Genomic DNA, 22,146 nt, shown 5'->3' on the forward strand with positions numbered 1-22,146 from the left:
GGCCTCGTCGCGGCTGAAGCCGCTGTCACTCGACCTTCGGTGGGGGGCGATGGCGTTGGCTGACATGGGCCTGCGACCGCCAAACGACCGGAGGTCGAGGCTTCAGCCGGTCGGCGCCCGGGTCGGGCACGGCGTCGGCTGGGGCCTTGGACCCTGGGGGCGCCGCACCCCAGTGCGGCGCGGTCTCGCGCAAGATAATGATTCTTGATCTGGCGGGCCGACCTTGGTTTCCGGGGAACGGGCCGGACGGGGTATGCCCCATCAACCGCGGCGGGACTGGGCAGTCACCCCGTCCCGGACAGTTATTCCGTGGCCGACCCTGGATATGGGCCGGCGGCCTCGGGGAAAACGTTTCGGACGGGGCGAATGCCCCGTCCGGCCCTAGCGCCCGCCCGTCCAGCCCCAGGATCAAACGCAGATCGCGATGAAGACCGACAAACAGATCTACACCCTGCTGGGCGCTGACCCCGACTTCCTGCGCGTGCTCACCGACGGCATCGCCGTGCGCGGGGCCTACCTGTTCGAGGCGCTCGACGTCAAAGGGCTGGAGCGGCGCACCGACGGCGTCCTGATCCCGCGGGCGGTCGACGAGGACATCTGGGTCATGGAATTTCAGGCGCAGGCAGACCCGCTCATCTATCACCGCCTGTTGCTGGAGATGGCCCTGGTGGGGGAGCGCCACCCCCAGCGGGTGGTGCGCGGCTTCGTGCTGTTCGCGGAGGCCACGCTGGACCCCTGCACGGAACCCTGGCACGGGCTGATGACGCGCGATCCCCAGCCGCCGCTACGCCGCGCCTATCTGCCCGAGGTGCTCAAGCGCCTGGCGCGCGAGGCCCCGGACCACCCGCTGCTCGGGGTCTTCCTGCCCTACCTGGAGGCCGACCTGGAGCGCTTGCGTCGGCAAGCCCCAACGGTCTATCGTCAATTGCAAGCCAGCGCCCTGCCGGAAGCCTCGCGTCGGCACTGTGTCGCGGTGTTTCAATCCTGGCTGATGGCGCGGTTCAAATCACTGAGCCTGGAGGAGATCCTGAAGATGTTAGGCGAACTCACCCCACTCGAAGAGACCCGGGCCTACAAGGAACTGGTGGCCAAGGGCGTAACCATTGGCCGCCAGGAGGGCCGCCAGGAGGGCCGCCAGGAGGGCCGCCAACAAGGCCGCCGGCGCGAAGCACGCCGACTGGTGCTGCTGTTACTCCAGCGGCGCATCGGCGTGGTGCCCGCCGCCCAACAGCGGTGCATCGCGGCCTTATCGGTCGAGCAACTGGAGTCCCTGGGTGCCGCCCTGCTGGACTTCCAGGACCGCTCGGAACTCGACGCCTGGCTGGCTGAACACTGATCGATACGGCTGACTGCCGGGTGTCCCGATTTTCGGGTAAGATCGACAACAGGCAGGGGGCGCCCCAGGCCGCCGGGGAGCGCGGCGCGTGATGGCCACCTTGGCGTGGCCAACTCCCGCGCTCCTACGGGTTCAAAACGGACGCGATTGAGCGCTAAAATACCGATCCGGCTGGACCAGCGCCCTCATAGACTGGCCTCGAACGTCCTCCAGCCACCTCTGAGGGTGACAGCCGTCGCGGCCCGGGGGCCCCTCCTACGCCGTAGGAGCGGCCCCCAGGCCGCGACGGGCAGTCGCAAGGGCGCGTGGCCTGAGGGATGATCAAGACCCACAGACAGGCCCGCGTAACCACAAGACGCCTTCCGACCAAGACCCCAGCCCGCGTCGCGAGTCGGCGCAAAATGAGACCCATGTCCCCGAGTCGATGACCGAACCACGCATCACCGTCTACACCCCGGAGTCGTCGCTCGCCAGTCCGGGCGTCATGATCCGCGACATGTTCCGCGACCTCGCCGCTGGCCGCGAGTTGGCCTGGCGCCTGGCGGTCCGCGACACCAGCGCCCAGTACCGCCAAGCCTACCTTGGCATCCTCTGGGCCTTCATCATGCCCCTGACCAACACCGTCACCTGGGTCTTCCTGAGCCAGGCCGGGATCGTCACGGTGGGCGATACCGCCCTGCCATACCCGGCCTACGTCTTCAGCGGCACCATCCTGTGGTCCATCCTGATGGACGCCCTGAACGCCCCGCTGGCGCAGACCAACGGCGCCCGCGCCATGCTGGCCAAGCTCAACTTCCCGCGCGAGGCGCTGCTGCTTGCCGGCATCTACAAGGTCCTGTTCAATGCCGCGATCAAGGTCAGCCTGCTGATCGCCGCGCTGCTCCTGTTCGGGATCAACCCCGGGTTCGGGCTCTTGTGGTTTCCGCTGGGCATCCTGTCGCTGATCCTGGTCGGCACCGCGATCGGCCTCCTGATTACGCCGGTCGGGATGCTCTATACCGATGTCGGGCGCGTCCTGTCGCTCCTGATGCAGTTTCTCATGTACCTAACGCCGGTCGTCTTTCCAATGCCGAAGGAGGGTTGGCCCGCACTGGTATTTCAGGTCAACCCGCTGACGCCGCTGATACTCACCAGCCGCGATTGGCTCACGGGTCTGAGCCCTGTGTACCTGGACTATTTCCTCGTGGTCAACGGTGCGGCCTTTCTCCTGTTGCTCCTGGTATGGGTGGCGTACCGGCTCGCGATGCCTATTCTGATCGAGAGGATGAGTGCGTGAGCGGCAACGTGGCAGTTGGATACGGGCTCGGGGGCCGTTCCACACACCTGCAGGGTCGTTGTCATGAGTGACACCCTGATCAGAGCCGAAGGCGTCTCCAAGAAATTTTGCCGCAGCTTGAAGAAATCGCTGTGGTACGGATTGCAGGACCTTGGCCAAGAACTGCGCGGTCATCGGCATGGCGGTCAGGGCGAGTTGCGGTCCGATGAGTTCTGGGCCGTGCATGACATCAACTTTGAGTTGAAGCGGGGCGAATGCCTGGGGCTGATCGGTCGCAACGGAGCCGGCAAGACCACCCTGCTACGCATGCTCAACGGACTGATCAAGCCCGATCAGGGACGCATTGAAATCCGCGGTCGTATCGCCGCATTGATTGCGCTCGGTGCGGGCTTTAATCCAATTTTGACCGGCCGCGAAAACATCTATGTCAACGCATCGGTGCTCGGCCTTTCCAAGCAAGAGATCGCGCGGCTTATCGATGATATCATTGAATTCTCCGAGATTGACGAATTCATCGATTCTCCGGTGCAGAATTACAGTTCCGGAATGCAGGTTCGCCTTGGGTTTGCCGTTGCGACGGCGCTGCGGCCGGATGTGCTGCTGCTGGATGAGATATTGGCCGTCGGTGACTCTGCGTTTCGCGCGAAGTGCTTTAATCGCATACAGGATACCATTCAAGACTGTGCAGTGATATTCGTATCGCATTCTATGCCCCAAGTGACTCGGATCTCCGACCAGCTTCTGCTTATGAACAAGGGTCGTCGTTTGGCTTCCGGCCCCGATCTCGGTGAGATTATTGCCAGGTACAACAGTCTCACCGCCGAGGAGGCTTACACCGCCAGAAGTGAGGGAAGTCACAAAGCCACGATCGAGTCCGTCAGCTTGTGCGACAGCCTAAGCAATGAAGTCGCCGAGTTGTCGCACGGCGATCCATTCGCAATCCTTTTGAACACTCACTTGCCAAAGGCTATTCAACACGCAGACCCGCGGATACTTATAACCATCGCCGACCAGGACGATTCACCTGTCGCACAGATTTCCGATCGCATTGATGTCCAAGACGGCATAGAACGTTACGCATTATACTTGCATTTCGAGTCGACGCCCTTTAATGCTGGGCGTTACTCGATTACGGCGAACCTGCTGTTGGGACCGCGCGGAGAATTGGCTCATCGCCTACCGCGATGTGTTGGGTTCACGGTTCGCCATACTTTTGTCGGCTATGCTCCTATATTGCTGCGACCATCTCATTATTCTGTGCGGCCTTTGGCCTGACCGTACTTCCCAGTCGCCACCGGCCAGCCGTCAAGGCCGGCATAACTCATTCGATGGTTGCGTATTATGTGTGGGATCGTGGGCACATGGGACAGTTCGGCACCGGTCAACGTTCAGATGTTCGACCGCATGACAGAGTCCCTTGCCGCCCGCGGCCCGGATGGCCAAGGCACTGTTTCCCTCGATGACGGCCGCCTAATGCTCGGCCATCGACGCCTGGCAATTATCGATCTGTCCGCCTCCGGCGATCAGCCGATGTGTAATGAGGATGCTTCACTCTGGCTCGTCTTTAATGGTGAAATCTACAATTATCAAGTGTTGAGAAAGGAGCTGGAACAACGCGGACATCGCTTCCGTTCTCATAGCGACTCCGAAACCATCATCCACGCCTACGAGGAATGGGGTAAGCAATGCGTGCTCCGGCTGAGAGGGATTTTCGCCTTCGCAATCTATGATTGCCGAAAGCATGCTCTATTTCTTGCCCGCGATCAGATCGGTGTAAAACCGCTCTATTTTCATCGCTCACATTGTTCGTTTGCATTCGCATCCCAGCCGCGAGCCATCCTTGCGGCAGAGACCTTCAGACCAACGGTCGACAGTTCGGCCTTCGCGCTATTCTTGGCGTACGGCAATGTGCCTCGCGAGTACTGTATTTTTCGCGGCATCGAGAAGCTGAGGCCGGGTTACTGGCTTTTTCTCAGGGACGGGAGAATTGATATCCAGCAATATTGGCAATTGCGTTACGACCCGGTCGTCTTCGACTCTCCTACAGCGGTAGAACTGGTGCGGGAGAAGATTGAAGAAGGCGTTCTGCTGCAGGCAATCAGTGATGTTCCGATCGGCACCTTGTTGAGTGGCGGCGTCGACTCGACAATCATCACGTCGATCCTCGCGCAGCAGTCCGAATCACCGTTGGCAAGTTTTTCTATCGGCTTTAACGAAGAGGAAAGCGACGAATCACCTTACGCTCGCTTGGTTGCGGACTACCTGCATACGGACCACCACCAACAGACACTGACCTATGAAGCTGCGTGCGCTTTGGTGCCGGATATTGTTGCAGCGATGGATGAGCCATTTCATCTTAATAGCCTGTTTCCGTACTTTGCAGTCTCTCGCCTTGCGCGGTCGCACGGAATTAAGGTGGTCCTCGGTGGCGATGGGGCCGACGAGCTGTTTGCCGGATACCTTTGGTACGATGCATTCCGTGACGCAATGAATCAAGGGTACGATAGGGACGGGTTACGGCACATCTATTGGCCCTTCGGACACCGCCGTAGACGGCGCGAGCGAGCGGTTAGGCTGTTCTTTCCCTACAACGGATCGTTCGGCTATCGTGAGCAACAGGGGCTGTTGGGAAAAGGGGTTGGAACCGACGATCCTGATTTCATCTACCTGCCCCTAAATAGCGCCTGGATGCCTAATGTGCCCCCTGTATTAACTGCTCAGATCTTTGATTTCCATTGCTTTCTTGTCGATCATTGCCTGACTAAAGTGGATCGCATGAGTATGGCGTGCGGTTTGGAAGTGCGGGTGCCATTGTTGGACGTCGAACTGGTCGAGGCCGCCTTCAGTATTGACCACAATCTTGTCTATCACCAGTCCGAGCGCAAGGCCCTCTTAAAGACCGCGATGAGCAGCCATTTCCCCCCGGCGATGAAGACAGCGAGAAAAAAGGGGTTCAGTAGCCCGTTGCCGACTTGGTTAAACACGGGCCTAAAAAAACTTGGGCTGAAATATCTGTTGTCTGGCAGCATGGTGTCGCGCGGCCTTATCGACCCGGGCTACCTCGAAGGGCATTTCGCCACAATGGACGCCGGAAGGCAATTGCTTTTGATTAGCGGTGAATTGTGGGCCAGGCGCTGGATCGAGGGGGACTCAGAGTCAATCACTTTGTTTGCGCATCAGTTGATAGCACGCTAGGAAAATATTTTGAATGACATCCACCTCGTCATCCGGACTACCGGAGAGCGTACGGCATCTGTTGCCAAGAAACTCGCCATCGTTTCCGGATTAGTTGAAAATGAAGTTACAGTGGTGAACGAGATTCCTTTCGAGGTGGCGCTCCGTGCCTGCTATGAAGAGGCAATACGTGTCGGCAGGAAATGGACCATGACTTTGGACGCTGATGTGCTTCTGGCGGACACTGCGGTTCGCCGGCTCCTGGGTCTCGCCGAGCAGATGCCATCCCATTTCTTCCAAATAGAGGGAAAAGTTTTCGACAAGATCACTGGTATCTATCGGCAAGCCGGGCACCGGATTTACCGTACTGAGTTGCTGCCGCTGGCCTTGGAACATATCCCCGCCGCGGGCGCACAAATCCGCCCGGAGTTTCATACGATCACGCAGATGGTGGAATTGGGGTATCCGTCTAGGGTGGTGCCTAGCCTCGTTGGGGTTCACGATTTCGAGCAATATTATGCGGACTTGTATCGTAAGTCACTCGTGCATGCAAGAAAGCACTCCGAGTTGTTGCCAAACGTGATCGCTCGGTGTTCACGGCTATTGCCGAGGGACGACGATTTCTTGGTCATCTTGAAAGGCATCTGGGATGGTCTGCTCATGCAGGAAGCGCTGACTATCGACGTTCGCCGCTACGAGGATCAAGCCGCTTGTGCGATGCAATCCTTGGGCCTTGCAGAGAAGCAGCCGATTGTTGACAGTGACGGGTTCGTGAAAATGTTCCCTCGTTTCTTTTCTGATATACGATCACTCTATCCCACACCTGATGGGGCGGTCTGGGACCATCTGCCCGCCTTATCGGAATCCGGTACCAAGCCGGAGAGGGTTCAGCGGTCATGGCTCGCGAAGACTGTTGGGCGCATCAGGGAACGCGGCGCTATTCGCGGCAGCGTCGCCGCATTTGGTGCATTGCTTCGGCTTGCGGGACAACGACTGGAGCGATGACGTGTCCATTTGCGTCGCGCGGCGATCCAGTCCGTGGCGCCTACCTTACTGCTGATCTGACGCTTGATTAGCGCTGCGATTTGTGTCGACGAATATGGAACATGGTATGAAAGAGCCCCAACACATCGCTGCCCCGTTTGCTTGGGGATTCGCTGCCATTGTGTGCCTGCTGCTCTCCTATCATGCCCACACCCACATTACGGGTCATCCAACCGACGGAGATAGTCGACAAAATCTCAAGATGGCCTACAATCTGTATGCTAACGGAATCCTTTCGCTGGATTCGCAGGCGCCGTTTAAGGCGTCGAACTTGCGGGAGCCGTTGCCGCCATTTGTGACCGCCTTGTTCATTGCGCTCTATCCCGATTTGGGTCCGCAGTTAGCGCGTGATGGCGTATTGGAAGACCACGGTATCGCGCATGGTGAGGGTGCCCGTTGCGTCAAGCAGGTCAATGTAATCTGGATCTTGCTCGGCCTGAGCGGTTGCTGGGTGCTAGCCTATAGCGTCTGTGGCAGCCACCGTGTGGCCATGCTTGTGGTGGTGGCGGCCTATTTGTTTTTCTTCAGTGTACGGACAACGAATGATCCACTGAATATTCGAGTATTCAATGACTCTCTGTACACGGAAGTGCCGGCGGCTGTCTTGATGCTCTGGACCGGGATGACAATGGTGTGGCTCACCCGCAGCAGTCGGGTCCTGCCGCCCGCGTTGTCGGGGCTTTTGCTCGGGTTGCTGGCGTTGACGAAAGCGGCGTTTCTTTTTGTGTTCGCCGCCTTGCTGCCGCTACTGATAGCCTACTATGTCGTGGTCCGCCGTGATTTGAAAGCTCCGACCCGTTGGGGATCTATCGCACTGTTCTGTATCGGCTTTATAATCGTTGTTCTGCCCTGGATGGCGCGAAACCAAGTGCAACTGGACCGTTTCGAGATCGCCGAGCGGGGCGGGCTTACCTTGTACGTTCGTGCCCTGAAGGATCAGATGACTTCGGACGAGGCTGTCGGGGCCAACTGGTATTGGGGTCCACGCCTGTATCAGCGACTGGTGCGCGGCACGCCGCTTGGTGCAAGCGACGGGGACTTTGCTGTTGGGGGAAGATTTGAACGGGTTAATCGGTACCGGCTGGGAGGGGACAAAGAAGCCGCCTTGGCCGGAAAGCCTGAAGGGGCGGTGTCTTTTTATTGGCACGCGCGAGCGGTGAACATCGCGTGGGTCAAACGCTTTGAAGCGATGGGATTGCCGGATCCCAAACACGCGGCGGACGGTGTCGTGCAGCGGCAGGCGGAGCGGATGATATTCGATGCACCGGGGCGACATCTGGCGATGACTCCCCTCTTTCTATGGCGCGGCATCTGGTGTTTCCGCGAGGACCCGCTTCCGTATCAACTCTGGGGCTATCAAGCTTACGCCGTAAATGTCATCAATGCATTTGCGTATCTGTCGCTTTTGTGCGTATTCGGCTACGCTGTGGCGCATCGACGCTACGATCTCCTGGCAATGACTGTGGTGCCGCTGGCTATGCTTGGATTCTATGCGCTGTTGTCGCACAACATTCCTAGATATGCAGCGCCCGCGATTCCAATCATGTTGGTTTCGTTGGCCCTGATCGTCTGCGGGGCGTTTTCCCATTGGACGAAGCAGCGCGGGTGAACTGAGGCGGGGCCTGGTGAGTCCGCCTGCGTGCGCGATACCGCGGCGCGTTTTCGATTGCGGGACGCCACCGTGATGACGTGGCAGCCGCGGAGCGCGGACCTGGGTGATCACATGGGTCGGGCGACGGTGAAGCGGGCCAATACATAGAAGAACAGGTCGCCCACCACGGTAACGATTCGCGCGAGCAGTACCGTCAGGGTCAAGTCCGCTTCGCTCACCAGACCCTTGAGCAAAAATAACAAGGTGAGTTCCCGCACGCCAATGCCGGCCGGTGCCCCCGGCGTCACCAGGCCGCTAAGCCAGGCAAGGACATAGGCTCCGCACACCGGCAGCCAGGGCACGGAACCGTCCATCGCTGTGTCCGCGACGATTGTTAGCAGGGCGGCGAATAGCAGTCCGGAAACCCCCAGAAATCCGGTGTACCAGGCGAATGCGCGTGCGACTCGTGGATCGATGAGGTGGTGGGCGAGGGCCGCCGCCAGACCGATCAGGGCGGCGAAGGCGCCCAGGCTCAGGGCCATTGAACACGCCGGATCGAGCAACGGGAGCGTCAAAAGCCCGAATCCTGCTGCCGCGGTGGCGATAAGGGCGAGTTCCCAGACCGCGGATTTGGCCAAGGTCCAGCCGGGTATGCCCGCCGCTATCCCCAATGCCTGCCGGCCAGCCAGATGCAGGACGTTGCCTGGAACGTATTTTGCGAGTTGCGCTACGCCATAGATGCCAACCGCCGCCTTGGGGGAAATGGTGGTGCCCAAGTGGCTGAGCAGGTTCCGCCAGCCATAGGCGAGCATGAGCCCCGCAAGGGCGTATGCCAGGCAAGACCCGGAGACGAAAAGCCAACTGGTTGCGCTGAAGCGGCTGAAGTCGGCCGCGGCTGCATAATGGCTGAGCCTTTGGGCGACGAACCCGACTCCCGCGAGCGCCAAGGCGCTGCCGACCCAATGCAGGTTGCGCCTCAGAGTCCGGTGCACGATGGCGGCGGGCTGGGAGATGATCGACGATGAGGATTCAGTCGACTTGCCGAAGCCGCTGGAATACGGCCAGTTGATTTGCCCCGAAGAGGAACCGCCGGTAACAAACGAGCGTCAAGCCGGCCTTGACGCCCGCCTGAGTGAGCGCTGCCCTATCCAACAGGCCCTCGTGCTCCTCGCTGGCGTGACGTGAGAACAATCCAACGGTTGCGCCTACATGATGAACCCAGTCGACGGATGGGTGCGGCGTGGTGAGAACCAAGCGTGCGGTCTGGGTCTCGGTCAGGTGGCCGGAGAGCAGACGAAGTAGGGCGACGGGGTCCCGGACGTGTTCGATTACCGCCAGGGTGATGACAGAGTCGAAGCGTTCGGCAGGCTCCGGCAGGGCGGCAAGGAACCGGTGTTGTGGAAACTCCGCGCGTGCTCGTTGCAGGGATTCGGCATCGATGTCGATGCCGACGTAGCGGCTGGGTGCGATCCAGGCGGCCAAGGCGCCGGCGCCGCAGCCGAAATCCAGGACCCTGCCCTCCAGATAGGGCCGTGCGGCAGCAATCCGCCGGTTTCTCAGGAAGGGCGATAATAGTCCTTCGGCTCCTTGGTCAGCCATTGTCATTGCCTTGTGGATCGCGGGTCTGGTCTTGCGTCAAGAGGGCGGTCTTGAAGCGGATGTCCTCCAACAGTTTGCGGTTGGCTGCCAATAGGTCGGCCACGAATGCGATCAACAGTGCCTGAAAGCCCATACCCAGCAGTAGGGCAGCCAGAATCAGGGACTGCACATGGCCTTCGCCGTCGCCGCCGAGGTACGCCCGGAGAAAACGCAACCCGATGACAAGGCCGATGCCGAACAGGACGGCGGCGGTGGTGCCGAAAAACCGGAATGGCCGGTAGATGATGAAGATGCGGGCGATCGTGGTGATGCTGTGCTTGATGTACGAGGGGATGCTCTTCATCAGGCGCGACGGTCGCAGGTCGGGGTTGACCCGGATCGGCACCGAGGCGATCGCCATATTCTTCTGCCCCGCCTGGATGATGGTCTCCAGGGTATAGGTATAGTCGTTGAAGACCATGAGACGCTGGGCGGCCGTGCGACTGATGGCACGAAAGCCGCTGGGCGCGTCTGGGATATCGGTGTTGCTCGCGGCACGCACGACCCAACTGCCGAGTCGTTGCAGCAGCTTCTTGAGCGGGGAGAAGTGGGCGATGGTCTCGATGGGGCGTGCGCCGACGACGAACTCGGCGCGGTGCTCCAGGATGGGCTGGGTCAGGCGCGGTATGTCCCCCGCGTGATATTGGTTGTCGGCATCGGTATTCACGATGACGTCGGCGCCCAGGCGCAGGCAGGCGTCGAGGCCGGTCATGAAGGCGCGGGCCAGACCTTGGTTGCGGGTATGCCGCACGACGTGATCCGCACCCAGTTGACGGGCGACGCGCGCCGTATCGTCCGTGCTGCCGTCGTCGATGATGAGCCATTCCACCGAGGTGAAGCCAGGCACCGTGCGCGGCAAGTCGGCGAGGGCGGCAACCAGCGTCTCGGCTTCATTAAAACAGGGTATCTGAATGATGAGTTTCACGACGCGATGATCGTCCTGGCAGGCCTGAGATACCGTCGTTGCCGAGTCGTCATTCGGCGCCTCCACCCGAACGGCCAACCCTGAGCAGACTGGTGGTGTCTGGGTAAGGCAAGCAGGCGGTCAACCCCCGGTAGTGGCGATGCTGTAGGCCCGAATTGCGGATGGCCTGCTGATAGTGGGAACGGCCCGAGTTGTCAAAGACGATCAGTCCATCCGGCTTCAAGCGCCTGGCGGCGGCTTCAAGGCAGGCGGGCCGGGAGCGGCCGTCGATCACGATGAGGTCGAACGGCCCTTGCTCGCGATCGATCGCATGGACATAGTCGTGGAAGGTTTGGTCGCGCCATCCGGCCTTGCGGGACCCGTAGCGCCCTTGCTCTGGGTGGGGATGGGCCTCGGGCGGGGCGAGGATAAGGCGTGCGTTGGCATAGTTTGCGAGCTGAGCGGCGACGACCTGGTGCCACGCCAGGTCGTGCTCGACGCTGACAAGGGTTGCCGCGCGCCGCGCGAGCCATACACTACTTGCGCCGCTGCCGTACTCAAAGACCCGCGCGTCCGGCCTGGCGGCCAGGAAGGCATCGACGCGTGCCACTGCCTTGAGGCACCACCATGGCAAGTCGATGGCCACCATATCGTCGATATCGTAAATGGCAAAGAGGCTGCGCCCCCAGCGGGCGATGCGCCGCGTTTGCTGCCGTTCCAACGCCGCGAGGAGACCGAGCCGCTGCGCCGGCCGGCGCAGCATCCGCACCAGTGTGATGTAGCCGTTCTTCAGTCTGTGCATCCTTATTGCGCCGTGACCTCGATGAAGAGCAGGCAGTTGTCCTTGGCATTGGCGCCGTTGCTCAGGGTCAAGCGGCCATCCGTAACCGTGACCGTGGCCGGGGCTTCCGAGAAACGCTGTTGTTCGCTGGGCACGCTGTCCATCACCGTAACGCCTTCGACCAGATAGTGGTAGCGGCGCGGGGCGACCTGTCCGTAATAGGACGGATCACCAGCGGCCACGCGCACCTGATAGACCCCGTTCGGTACCTCGAGTTCCCAACGTTCAGTACCGGTTCGCGCATAGTTGAGGGTGTCGTAACGTTGATCCGGGGCGACGGGGTTGTTGCGGTCGCGGGTGTTGACGGCGGTGTCCATGTTCCAGCCGTAGTTCGCCCCGTTGCCGCGATCTCCGTAAGGCGCCCCGGCGTCGACCAGATAGCCGGTCGGCAACGCCGCGGAGGCCGGCTGGAAGTTCACCTTGATCGCGAGCGGGGGTACGACGGGTACGACGGGTGCGATGACTTCGACCGTCACTGCCGCAGAGGTCGTGCTGGCCCCGGCGTTGTCTGTCGCTGCGGCCTGGATGGTGTGGGTGCCGGTCGCGGTCGCGGTCCAGATGAACTCATAGGGGGCGCCCGTATCCTCGCCGAGTGGTGTACCGTCGGCGAAGAATACCACCTTGGCGACCGTGCCATCGGCGTCGCCGGCATCCGCCGCGAGCGTGATCGTGGTGCCGCGCTCGAACGAGGCCCCGGCAGAGGGTGCCGTCAAGGTGACGCTTGGCGGTAGGTTGACCGCCGTATGCACGGCAACCTCGACGAAGAGCAGGCAGTTGTCCAGGGCATTGGCCCCGTTGCCGAGGGTCAACCGGCCGTCCGTGACGGTAACCGTGACCGTTCCCTCAGCGAAGCGCTGCGCTGCGTTGGGCACGGCGTCCAAGGCGGTAACGCCTTCGACCAGATAGTGGTAATGGCGCGGTAGAACCTGTCCGTAGTATTGGGGGTCGCCCGCTGCCACGCGCACGTCATAAACGCCGTTGGGCACCTGCAATTCCCACTTCTCGGTGCCGGTCCTGGCGTAGTTCAGGGTGTCGTAGCGCTGGTCCGGGGCATTGGCACTGTTGCGATCACGGGTGCTGGCCGTGGTGTCGAGGTTCCAGCCGTAGGTCAAGCCATTCGCACGGGTTCCGAAAGGTGCTCCGGTGTCGGCCAGATAGTCAGGCGGAACCGCTGCCGTTGCTGGTTGAAAATTGATCTTGGCGTAAAGGAAGGCGCCACGATCCGCGACGACCAGGTTGAATGCGGCGATTGATTCATTGCCGTCCGGATCGGCCAGCCTGACGCTGAAATGCGCGGTCACTGACTGGACAGCGATAGCCTGCGGAACCCCGCCGATGGTCCCGGTGGCGCTGTCCAGCGTAAGTCCAGCCGGCAGCGCGCCGGCGGCGATGCTCCAGGTCAAGGGCACGACGCCACCGCTGAACGCAAGCTGCGTGGAATAAGCTTCGCCCACGTAGGCGCCCGGGAGTTCCGTGACAGCGATACTCGGCGGTGCCGGGTTCCATACCCGCGTAAGCCGCACTGCATCCGCCAGCACGGCCAAGGCCCCGCCGGTGCCGGCGATCTCGACCAGGGGCGCCTGTGCCCCGCTGCCGAGGTGGAAGGTGCCCAGGTCATTCCAACGCGCGCCGAGTTGCTGCTGATCGAGTGCGACCTGCCAGGTTCCGCCGCTATGGCGGACGCTCAGTTGCGCTTGATCGGTATTACCGCTCAAGGCGGGCCACCAGACGGAGATCGCGTAGTGTCCCGGACTGAGGTCGGGCGTGAAGCGCAGGCCGTTGGCCTGACTGACGCTGGTCCCGCGCAGTGCGCTGCCACCATAGGCGTTGCTGTCGGTCACGCTGGCGAAGGTACCGCTGACAACGCTGACGGCCGACGGGGTCGTCTCGCTGTCCAGGATCAACTCCAACGGCAACTGGTCCGCCGTGATCAGGCCGAGCGCCTGGTCAAGTTGAATGCGCGGGGTGCTATAGGTGTTGGTGCCGTCGATGATGGGGGTGCCGGACAGGCGCAAGGCCGCAACCAGGTTGTCGACACTGGGAGTGAGCAGGGTCTGCGCGGCCTTTTCGCGCAGGACGGCGATGGCGCCGGCCACATGGGGAGTGGCCATGGAGGTGCCGCTGGCGCCGCCGACGGCGTTGGTCGGCACCGATGAGAAGACGCTATAGCCGGGAGCAAAGACGGTGAGTGCCGGGGCCAGGTTGGAGAAATAGGCGATGCCGTCGTCGTCATAGGTGGCGCCGACGCTGACGGCACTGGAGATGCACCCGGGGGTGGAGATGGCGGTTCGCACACCGCTGTTGCCGGCGGCGACGACGGTGGCGATGCCGCCGGCGCGCAGGGCGTCGATGGCGGTCTTGGTGGGGGCCGCGTAGAGGTTACACTCGCGGGCGCTGGTGTAGTTGTCACCGCCCAGACTCATGTTGACGGCGGCGATCGGGGTCCCGGCCTGACTGAGGCGCAGGACGTGCTCCAGCCCGGCGATGATGTCAGAGTCGTAGGCCCACAGGTTGCCACCCTCAATGACGAAGACCTGGATCGGGATCAGGTTCGCGCCGGGGGCGACCCCGCGGTAGGTGCTGTCGCCGCTCAGGACGATTCCGGAGACGTGGGTGCCGTGATAGCAGGAGCCGTGTCCGGTGCATTGGACCCCGGCGCCGGGGCCGCAGGCGGTGTGGCCCGGATACCCGCCGTTGCTGATCAGGACCTCCGGACAGTCCGCCGGCAGGTTGGGACACAGGGTCGTGAGGGAGGCCTGGTAGGCGCCGGAGTAGCAGGCCTCGGCGTCGTGGAGCACACGGTCGGCGAAGTAGGGGTGGCTGGTCTGCACGCCGGTGTCGATAACCGCGACGGCCTGGCCGGCGCCGGTCCAACCCTGGTTGTAGGCGAGGTTGCCGCCGATGTGCGGGACGCTGGTGTTGAGCAGGGGTGCGTGGGGGCGGTCTTCGGTGACGCTCAGGACGTCCGGCAGGGCACGCAGGCGGCGGATGGTGGCGCGGTCGGCCTGCATGGCGGCGAGCGGCAGGTAGCGGTAGCGATTGATGCGCACGGGGTGGCCGGCAACGGCGGCGGCGAGGCGGTCCTGGGCGCGGGCGATGAGCCGGGCGCGGTCGCCGAGCTTGCGCTGGGCGCGCGCCGGGTTGCCGCCGAGGTCGGTTGGCGGTTCAACCGCCGGCAGGGTCTCCGTGCGCAGTCGCACGATGACCGGGAGTGCGCCGCCGAGTTCGGCCTTGGCCTCGAGCCGGTCGAGCGCGGCCGCCTGGATGCCCGCGGTGCCTAAGGCATCCGCGGTCGCGGCGCCGCAGGCCGGTCCTCCGACCACGCAGAGAAGCCCGCACAGGAGGGTAAACGACAGGAAAATCAGCCGACTATTGAACTGGGGCATGGTGGATTTCGCCGCGGGGACCGGGGCGGGCTGCCGCCGGGCTACTGTCAATCTTAGCGTGCCAAAATCGCAAATACTGCGAAGAAGCCATCATGCTTGGACAGGCATTGATTGTCGATCCGCGTGACTGGTCGGCGCAGGCCTCGTCCGCTTTCCGGTGTGCTTGGTACAAGTAGCTCACCGGGGCAGTTCTCCAGGGGCATCCTCGCCCACCGGCGCGGTGGATTGTGTTGAACTTAATCCACGACCTCGCGCGTGAAACTGCGCATCGGCTGAGCCCGAAAGGGGCGCGACATACCCGCCCAGGGCAAGGCACCGGGAAAACGCATACGGACTGATACCTGCGTCGCGGCGGGATCGGGGCAAGGCGCCTGTTTCGACTCCCGGGGCAAGCGGTGGTAGGCTTGCCAGCCGGCCGCGGGGTCAGTACCGTTGCACGTCCCGATGTCCCCGGGGCCGATTGTAACGACGGGGCCAAGATCCCGTCCCGTGGTTTGCGCGTGCGTCAATTCAAAATTCCCGCGGGCTGGCGCTGAATGTCGACCGGCACCTGGACCTAAGGCCCCCTTCAGGCGGATCAATACCATTAATATTTGATGGTTTAAGGTCACTCACGTGTGTTGATCTGCGTGCCCGCCCGGGCCTCTACGGGCTTGCGACCGATTTGGGGGCGCGGGCTTTGGCAGCGCGCTAACGGCGTTGGGCGCGCTGCGGCCCTTGACGAGGCGCACGGTTATCTTGCGCGGGGCACCGTGTTCCGCTACAGTCTGATGGCGCAACACTGGGGCAGGCAGGGCAGCGAACCGACCCCACGGCCACGGTCAATATCTCGCACCTCGTGGCGCGCCTTGCGCCGCGGTGCCGACGGAGCCAGTGTCAGGAAATTTTACACTTTGATCCCGTTGGGTGCCTAGGACGGGCAGCACAAGACTCTAATGGTCTGATTTTTATGATGTTAGTCGTTTTAGGCACGCCGTTTGCATGATGTTTAAGGAAAGCGCCGGATAGGGCGTTAGCGGACGCGCCAGCCAAAATAGTCGCGATCTGTCGGCTGACCGCAACGACGACGTGGCGCCGCGCAAGTCCACAAATGTAAAGAACAACGTCGTCGACCTGACAACCCACGATTTCGGCCAATCACAGACCGGGAGTTACGAGAAATGAGCAGAGATCAAGAGCGAGCCGCACAAATGAAACTCAAATTTCTTCCGGTTGCCGCCTCCTTTGTTGCCCTTGCGGCAGCGCTGGCGGCGCCCGCGGTAGCCGCACTTGACCTCCAGTTATCCGACGCAACGCTCCCCAACAAGCTTTCATTCAGTGGTACGACGGCCGGTTCCACCAACTGGCCTGGCGGCAGCCCAGCGGCCCCTGGAAATGTTTACAGGGTTGCTACCAGCGGGTTTATCATTCGCGGTGCCGCCAGCGCAAACAACGCCACCGTCGCATTCCAAGGGGACTCGCTGACGCTGCTGGACAATACGACATTCCAAATGCGCGGTGGGTTTACCGGCGTCACCTTCGACGTCAAGAAACTGATCGTCGGCGACGGAACGAACGCAAGTACGGCTACGGCAATCGTTGCCGCCGCAGGTGCCACCTATACGCTGGCGGCCAGCACCAATATCGAAATCCTAACCAACGGAACCCTTAAGCTCGACGCGGGCACTTCGGGTCGCACCATGATTGTTTCCGCCCCTATAACGGGCAATGGGAACCTAACCGTGGCCGATATCGCTGGGGGCAATGTCATCTACAGCAACTCGGGTATGACCCTGGGGGGCGCCCTCACCGTTAACGGGGCATTGCAGGTGACCGGCGGCGGCAATCGTACCGTGGGAACACTCGCGAGGACGGCCAACGGCAGTCTCGCGCTGGACGGGGCGACCGACCAGGTCGTAGTCACCTCCGACTACACGAACACCGGCTTCGGCAGCGGCAACACCTTCAACGCCCGCGCCGGTATTTCGGGGTCTGGGGCCATCATTTCAGCGGACATGGCCGCTGGCCGGACCAACCAAGGCTTGAGTGTCAACGGGGGGACGGCGACCGCCGGCAACACGGCGTTGAACCTCAATGTCCATACCACCAGTTCCATCGCGGCCAATGGCCTGACGGGCACCAACACGTCCGACGTTGCGAACGGCGATTACCGGATACAAAATACAGGAACTGTCACCAAGATCCGCGGTGGCGCGACCAACAGCAGCGCGACCCCGGATGGACGCCTGAGCGGCGTCGGCATCTCCGGGGGCAGTGTTGAGACGGCCACCGGCTATGCGGCGACGGGTATCGCCGCGGGCGGAACCAGTCCTAACCTGGGCGTGACCTTTACTGGTAGCGGTGCGGCCGGGGCACTGTCGGGTCAGACCGTCACGGTTTCCGATAACTTCGGGGAGTCCCAAGAACTCGACATCACCGGTGGGGCCTACGACCTGGCGCAGGCCAATGCGCACGCCGGCCCGATCACCATCGCGGCGCAGCATGTCGGCGGCAGCAACACGGCGACGGTGACGGTCAGCAACGTGGCCCCGACGGATGCGACCTACACCGAGACGCTGAGCGGCGGTCTGGCACTGACCGGTGGCGCGACCGGGGGCAGCGGGACCTTCAGCGGGATCACGGCCGGCGACCCTGGTACCAATGTCAGCAGGCAGGTCGGCGTCAACACCGGCACCGCTGGCCACATCACCGGTACCGGGGTCCTGACGCTGAAGTCTGACGCGGTGAACAGTTCCGGGCTGGGTCAAACCGCACTGTTGGATCAAAGCTTCGACATCGCGGGCAATGTGTTCGCCTACGCGGCAGCGACCGTCAGCACTTCGGTGACGGTGGCCGCGCAGCATGTCAATGGCTCCGAGCGTGCGGCGATCTCGATTGCGAATACCGCTGCCGCATCAGGTGGTTATACTGAAACGCTGAGCGCCACGATGACGACCAGCCCCGCGGCCACCGGGAGCGGTTCCGTCGGCGGTCTGGTCGCCGGTGCCGGACCTGATACGACCAGCTTAATGGTCGGTGTCGACACCACGACCGCGGGTGCAAAGTCGGGTACCGCCACGGTGCTTCTGTCCTCCGATGAGGTCATGAGTTCCGGTTTGGGCAGCACTTCGCTGGGCAGCAGCAACGTCGGTGTCGTGGGCGATGTCTACAACTACGCCGTCGGTGACATGGCGAAGACCGGGGGTAGCGGGACCTTCTCCGGCACCGCGCAGGTCGGCTTCAACCTGGACTTCGGGACCATCCTCCAAAACACCGGGACCTATACCGCGAATCTGGGCGCGCTCAATACCGCCCCGGCGGCCTTCAGTGACCTACTCAGTGGTCTCTTTGCCATAACGGCTGGTTCGGGCTTTCTCCTGACCGGATTTGATCCGTTCTCCGGCCTGGCGGGTCAGGGGTCGCACGCGCTGACAGTGGCCCTGGCGAGCGCGGACCTGGGGAGTTGGAGCGAGACCATCAAGTTCACCTGGAACGGCAGCAACACAGCGATCCCCGTGACCGGCGGCGGCACCTACGTCGGTCCTACCTCGGACATCTTCCTCACCATCAGCGGAACTGTCACCGACACCCCGGAGCCGGGCATCCTGTGGCTGATGGCCAGCGCGGGTCTTCTGGGGTGGTACTCCGCGCGCCGGAAGGTCGCCAAGTGCGCATGATCGCCCTTGCAGGCTGACCGGCGGGCCGCGGTTAGCAAGCTCGGGTGAGGCAATCAAGAAACCGGACGCGGCGCAGGCCCCGTCCGGTTTTCTTTTGAAGGGAAAACGTTTCGGACGGGGCGAATGCCCCGTCCGGCCCTGGATCGCGACCACATCAGTCTGGATCGCCCCCCCGGCGCGTGCACTTGCCGCCCCCGGCCGCGGCTATTACACTGACCGCTTGAGGCAAACCGACTGACGGAGAGGCAATTCGTGGCAATCAAGCTACCCGGTCTTGGCGAGGACAGGAATATACCTTTACTGGGGGTGACGCTGGTGGCGGCACTCTCGGTGGTGTTGGCGGTGGTGAACATGGTGACGGCGCGCAGCAACACCCAACTCATCGGGGATGTGCGGGAGCGCCAGCAGACGATCAACCAGGGGATTCAGTTGAGCCCGCTCAACGTGCAACTGTCGCAACTCATCGGTACCCTGGCTTTTCAGTCCGGCGATAGCGACCTGCGCGCGGTGTTGGAGCGCTACGGGGTGACGGTCGGTGAAGGGCAGACGCCGCCGGGCGGCGACGCACCCAAGCCCTAAGCGGGAGGACGGAAAGAGCGAACGGTCAGATGTGACGGCCTTGATCATGACTCCGGCGGCCCGCCCTTGCGGCGACCCGTCGCGGCCTGGGGGCCGCTCCTACATGGGTAGGAGCGGGCCCCAGGCCGCGACGGGTAGCACCCGCGCAGTGGCTGGGATAATGGTCAGGTCCGACGCGACCAAGTACGTACGAGCGGAACCGATATGAAGCCTGAAACCCTGATCCTGCCCTTGATCCTGCTGGCGGCGGCCATCTTTTTGGAGGTCGTGACCCGGACCGTGGCGCTGGCGGACAATTACCGCGAACTGGCGGCCTTTTACGACTCGCAGCAGGCCCAATACAAGATCGCGGTCGACCTGCGCAACCAGTTCCAAGGTATCGCCACTGAGACCGCGAAGCTTGCGGAGGTCGGTAACCAGAATGCCATCACCGTGATGGAGCGTCTGAAGGCGGCCGGGATCAGCGTGCAACTGCCCGCGAGCGATGAGAAGACGCCGTAGCAAGGGGCGGCGCCTGAGCCTGGGGCGGGACTGGGCTTAGCCCCGTCCCGAACCTTTGATGCTACGCCGCGTCGGCACCCGTCGGCTGGTCCAAGGAAAACGTTTCGGACGGGGCGAATGCCCCGTCCGGTCTTGAGGGTGGGTTTCAAACCCGCCCTCAATGCCTTCGGCCGACGGGGTCCGTGCCAGGCTATGTTCATGACCGCCATTGCCCCGGGAGACGCCCATGTCGCCGACCGCCCTTGCCGAACCGCGCCGCACGCGGCCTGAACCGGCCCCTGTCCCGCCCCCTTCGGCGGCCGGTCGCTACGTCTCGGAGGAGGAGTACTGGCGCGACTACTACCTCGACTCCGACGTCCACTACGAATGGAACAACGGGCGTCTGGAGGAAAAGCCGGTGTCCAACTACGAAACCTTCCTCGTTTACGAATGGTTCATGCACTTGCTGCGGCTGTTTCTCGACTCCCGGCCCATCGCCAAGATGGTCGCGCTGGAGATGGGCTTTCGGCTGCCGCTGCCGACCGGCACCGTCATCCGCAAGCCCGATTTCGGCGTCGTCCGCAACGACAACCCGCACCCGCTGTTGCCGCTGGACGCGTCCTATCACGGCGTCTTCGACCTCTGCGTCGAGGCCCTCTCGGATCAGGAGCGCCGCGACATCCTGTGCGACACCGTGGTCAAGAAGGCCGAGTATGCCGCCGGCGGCGTCCCGGAGTATTACATCCTGCACCGTGAGCCCGAGCGGCAGGCGTTCTTCACCCGCACGGCGGCGGGTGTCTACGTCCCCATCCGACCGGATGACGGTGTGCTCCGCTCGCGGGTCTTGCCCGGCCTGCAGTTTCGGCTGGCTGACCTCTGCCGCCGGCCCGAACATGCCACCCTGCGCGATGATCCGGTCTATGCCGCCTTCGTGCTGCTCGGCTGGCGCGCGGCCGAGGAGCGTGCCGCGGCCGAATCGAACCGTGCCGACACCGAGGCACAGGCGCGTCGGCAGGCCGAGCGGCGAGCGCAAGAGGCCGAGCAGGCGCTTGCACGGCTGCACGCACAACTGGCCGGGCGCGATACTGCGCAGTGACCGGCGTCGGGCGTCTCGGCTGCGATTAGTCGCCTACCCGGGGTGGGACGGGGCATCGACCGGGGCGGGAGGTGGCATTCGCCCCGGCCCGATCCTTTGATTCGACGCCGAGCCTCGGCACGAACCCGTAGGTTTGAAGAAAACGTTGTGGACGGGGCGAATGGCCCGTCCGGCCCTGTGCGGTACCGGGCTATGCCCATGACCGCCACTGCCCTTGGAGACGCCCATGTCGCAGACCGCCATTGACGAACCGCGCCCTACGCCGCCCGAGCCCACCAGTGTCGCGCCACCCTCTGCGGCCGGCCGCTACGTCTCGGAGAGGGAGTATTGGCTTGACTACTACCTCGAGTCCAATGTCCGTTATGAATGGAACAACGGGCGTCTGGAGGAAAAGCCGGTGTCCAACGATGAGACCGGCCTCGTCTTCGACTGGTTCATGCACCTGCTGCGGCTGTTTCTCGATTCCCGGCCCATGGCCAAGATGGCGGCGCTGGACATGGGTTTTCGGCTGCCGCTGCGGACCGGCACCGTCATCCGCAAGCCCGACCTCGGCGTGGTCTGCAACGATAACCCCCAGCCGCTGTTGCCGGTGGACGTGTCCTATCACGGCGTCTTCGACCTCTGTGTCGAGGTGCTGTCGGATCAGGAGTCCCGCGACAGCGTGCGCGACACCTTGGTCAAGAAGGACGAGTATGCCGCCGGCGGCGTTCCGGAGTATTACATCCTGCACCGCGCGCCCGAGCAGCAGGCGTTCCTCACCCGCACGGCGGCGGGCGTCTATCTCCCCATCGCGCCGCAGGACGGCGTGATCCGTTCCCGGGTCTTGCCCGGCCTGCAGTTCCGCGTGGCCGACCTCTGCCGCCGGCCCGCACACGGCACACTGCGCGATGATCCGGTCTACGCCGCCTTCGTGCTGCCCGACTGGCGCGCGCTCGAGGAGCGCGCCGCGGCACAGGCGCAGGCCCTGCGGCAGGCCGAGGAGCTGGCGGCGGCGCTGGCGCTGGCCTTGCAGCAGGCCGAGCAGCGGGCGCAGGCGGCGGAACAGGCACTCGCCCGGCTCCAAGAGCGCTAGGGTGGGAGTGGCGCTAAACCGCGTCCAGAGCGGAACGTGTAGTTTTTGTGCTAAGGTTGAGCCCCGCACCCGG

16 protein-coding genes are annotated in these 22,146 nt (G+C 62.9%); 11 read left to right on the plus strand and 5 right to left on the minus strand.

Annotation, left to right across the window (positions count from 1 at the left end; all coding sequences use genetic code 11):
• Positions 1 to 424: 424 nt before the first annotated feature.
• From THSYN_RS07195 to THSYN_RS07220, 6 genes are all read left to right on the plus strand, one after another.
• Positions 425 to 1,336 (plus strand): DUF2887 domain-containing protein, encoded by a 912-nt coding sequence (locus THSYN_RS07195; protein WP_100918533.1) that lies wholly within the window; start codon positions 425 to 427, stop codon positions 1,334 to 1,336.
• A 424-nt stretch (positions 1,337 to 1,760) separates the two neighbouring features.
• Positions 1,761 to 2,612, plus strand: coding sequence for an ABC transporter permease (locus tag THSYN_RS07200; RefSeq protein WP_100918534.1), 852 nt, complete (start codon positions 1,761 to 1,763; stop codon positions 2,610 to 2,612).
• A gap of 63 nt (positions 2,613 to 2,675) precedes the next feature.
• Positions 2,676 to 3,887 (plus strand): ABC transporter ATP-binding protein, encoded by a 1,212-nt coding sequence (locus THSYN_RS33510; RefSeq protein WP_157817507.1) that lies wholly within the window; start codon positions 2,676 to 2,678, stop codon positions 3,885 to 3,887.
• Between the two features lie 117 nt (positions 3,888 to 4,004).
• A complete protein-coding gene (asnB, locus tag THSYN_RS07210; RefSeq protein WP_236848811.1) occupies positions 4,005 to 5,807 on the plus strand; it encodes an asparagine synthase (glutamine-hydrolyzing) in 1,803 nt (600 codons plus the stop codon).
• Positions 5,808 to 5,816: 9 nt separating this feature from the next.
• Positions 5,817 to 6,791, plus strand: coding sequence for a hypothetical protein (locus THSYN_RS07215; protein WP_100918536.1), 975 nt, complete (start codon positions 5,817 to 5,819; stop codon positions 6,789 to 6,791).
• 106 nt (positions 6,792 to 6,897) lie between these two features.
• The gene (locus tag THSYN_RS07220; protein ID WP_157817509.1) at positions 6,898 to 8,439 is read left to right on the plus strand and encodes a hypothetical protein; all 1,542 of its coding nucleotides are present in this window, start codon (positions 6,898 to 6,900) and stop codon (positions 8,437 to 8,439) included.
• Between the two features lie 110 nt (positions 8,440 to 8,549).
• Here the strand turns inward: THSYN_RS07220 and THSYN_RS07225 are convergent, their stop codons facing one another.
• The 5 genes from THSYN_RS07225 to THSYN_RS07245 all read right to left on the minus strand — a co-directional run bounded on the left by THSYN_RS07225 (position 8,550) and on the right by THSYN_RS07245 (position 15,190).
• The gene (locus tag THSYN_RS07225; RefSeq protein WP_157817510.1) at positions 8,550 to 9,233 is read right to left on the minus strand and encodes a hypothetical protein; all 684 of its coding nucleotides are present in this window, start codon (positions 9,231 to 9,233) and stop codon (positions 8,550 to 8,552) included.
• A 217-nt stretch (positions 9,234 to 9,450) separates the two neighbouring features.
• Positions 9,451 to 10,020, minus strand: a complete 570-nt coding sequence (locus THSYN_RS07230; protein WP_100918539.1) for a class I SAM-dependent methyltransferase — start codon at positions 10,018 to 10,020, stop codon at positions 9,451 to 9,453.
• The gene (locus THSYN_RS07235; RefSeq protein ID WP_100918540.1) at positions 10,013 to 10,984 is read right to left on the minus strand and encodes a glycosyltransferase family 2 protein; all 972 of its coding nucleotides are present in this window, start codon (positions 10,982 to 10,984) and stop codon (positions 10,013 to 10,015) included. Before THSYN_RS07235 ends, THSYN_RS07230 begins: the two co-directional genes overlap by 8 nt.
• 49 nt (positions 10,985 to 11,033) lie before the next feature.
• The gene (locus THSYN_RS07240) at positions 11,034 to 11,765 is read right to left on the minus strand and encodes a class I SAM-dependent methyltransferase (RefSeq protein WP_100918541.1); all 732 of its coding nucleotides are present in this window, start codon (positions 11,763 to 11,765) and stop codon (positions 11,034 to 11,036) included.
• Between the two features lie 2 nt (positions 11,766 to 11,767).
• Entirely contained in the window at positions 11,768 to 15,190 is a 3,423-nt protein-coding gene (locus THSYN_RS07245; protein ID WP_100918542.1) for a S8 family serine peptidase, read from the minus strand.
• A gap of 1,490 nt (positions 15,191 to 16,680) precedes the next feature.
• On the opposite strand from THSYN_RS07245, the gene THSYN_RS07250 reads away from it, so the two are divergent.
• From THSYN_RS07250 to THSYN_RS07270, 5 genes are all read left to right on the plus strand, one after another.
• Complete coding sequence (locus tag THSYN_RS07250; protein ID WP_172965246.1) at positions 16,681 to 18,846, plus strand: beta strand repeat-containing protein; 2,166 nt, start codon at positions 16,681 to 16,683, stop codon at positions 18,844 to 18,846.
• 252 nt (positions 18,847 to 19,098) lie between these two features.
• The gene (locus tag THSYN_RS07255; RefSeq protein WP_157817511.1) at positions 19,099 to 19,425 is read left to right on the plus strand and encodes a hypothetical protein; all 327 of its coding nucleotides are present in this window, start codon (positions 19,099 to 19,101) and stop codon (positions 19,423 to 19,425) included.
• A gap of 204 nt (positions 19,426 to 19,629) precedes the next feature.
• Positions 19,630 to 19,926 (plus strand): hypothetical protein, encoded by a 297-nt coding sequence (locus THSYN_RS07260; RefSeq protein ID WP_100918545.1) that lies wholly within the window; start codon positions 19,630 to 19,632, stop codon positions 19,924 to 19,926.
• Positions 19,927 to 20,152: 226 nt separating this feature from the next.
• The gene (locus THSYN_RS07265) at positions 20,153 to 21,001 is read left to right on the plus strand and encodes a Uma2 family endonuclease (protein ID WP_100918546.1); all 849 of its coding nucleotides are present in this window, start codon (positions 20,153 to 20,155) and stop codon (positions 20,999 to 21,001) included.
• 226 nt (positions 21,002 to 21,227) lie between these two features.
• Positions 21,228 to 22,073 (plus strand): Uma2 family endonuclease, encoded by an 846-nt coding sequence (locus tag THSYN_RS07270; protein WP_100918547.1) that lies wholly within the window; start codon positions 21,228 to 21,230, stop codon positions 22,071 to 22,073.
• The last annotated feature ends 73 nt before the right edge of the window (positions 22,074 to 22,146 follow it).

It is taken from the genome of Candidatus Thiodictyon syntrophicum, assembly GCF_002813775.1.
GTDB lineage: Bacteria > Pseudomonadota > Gammaproteobacteria > Chromatiales > Chromatiaceae > Thiodictyon > Thiodictyon syntrophicum.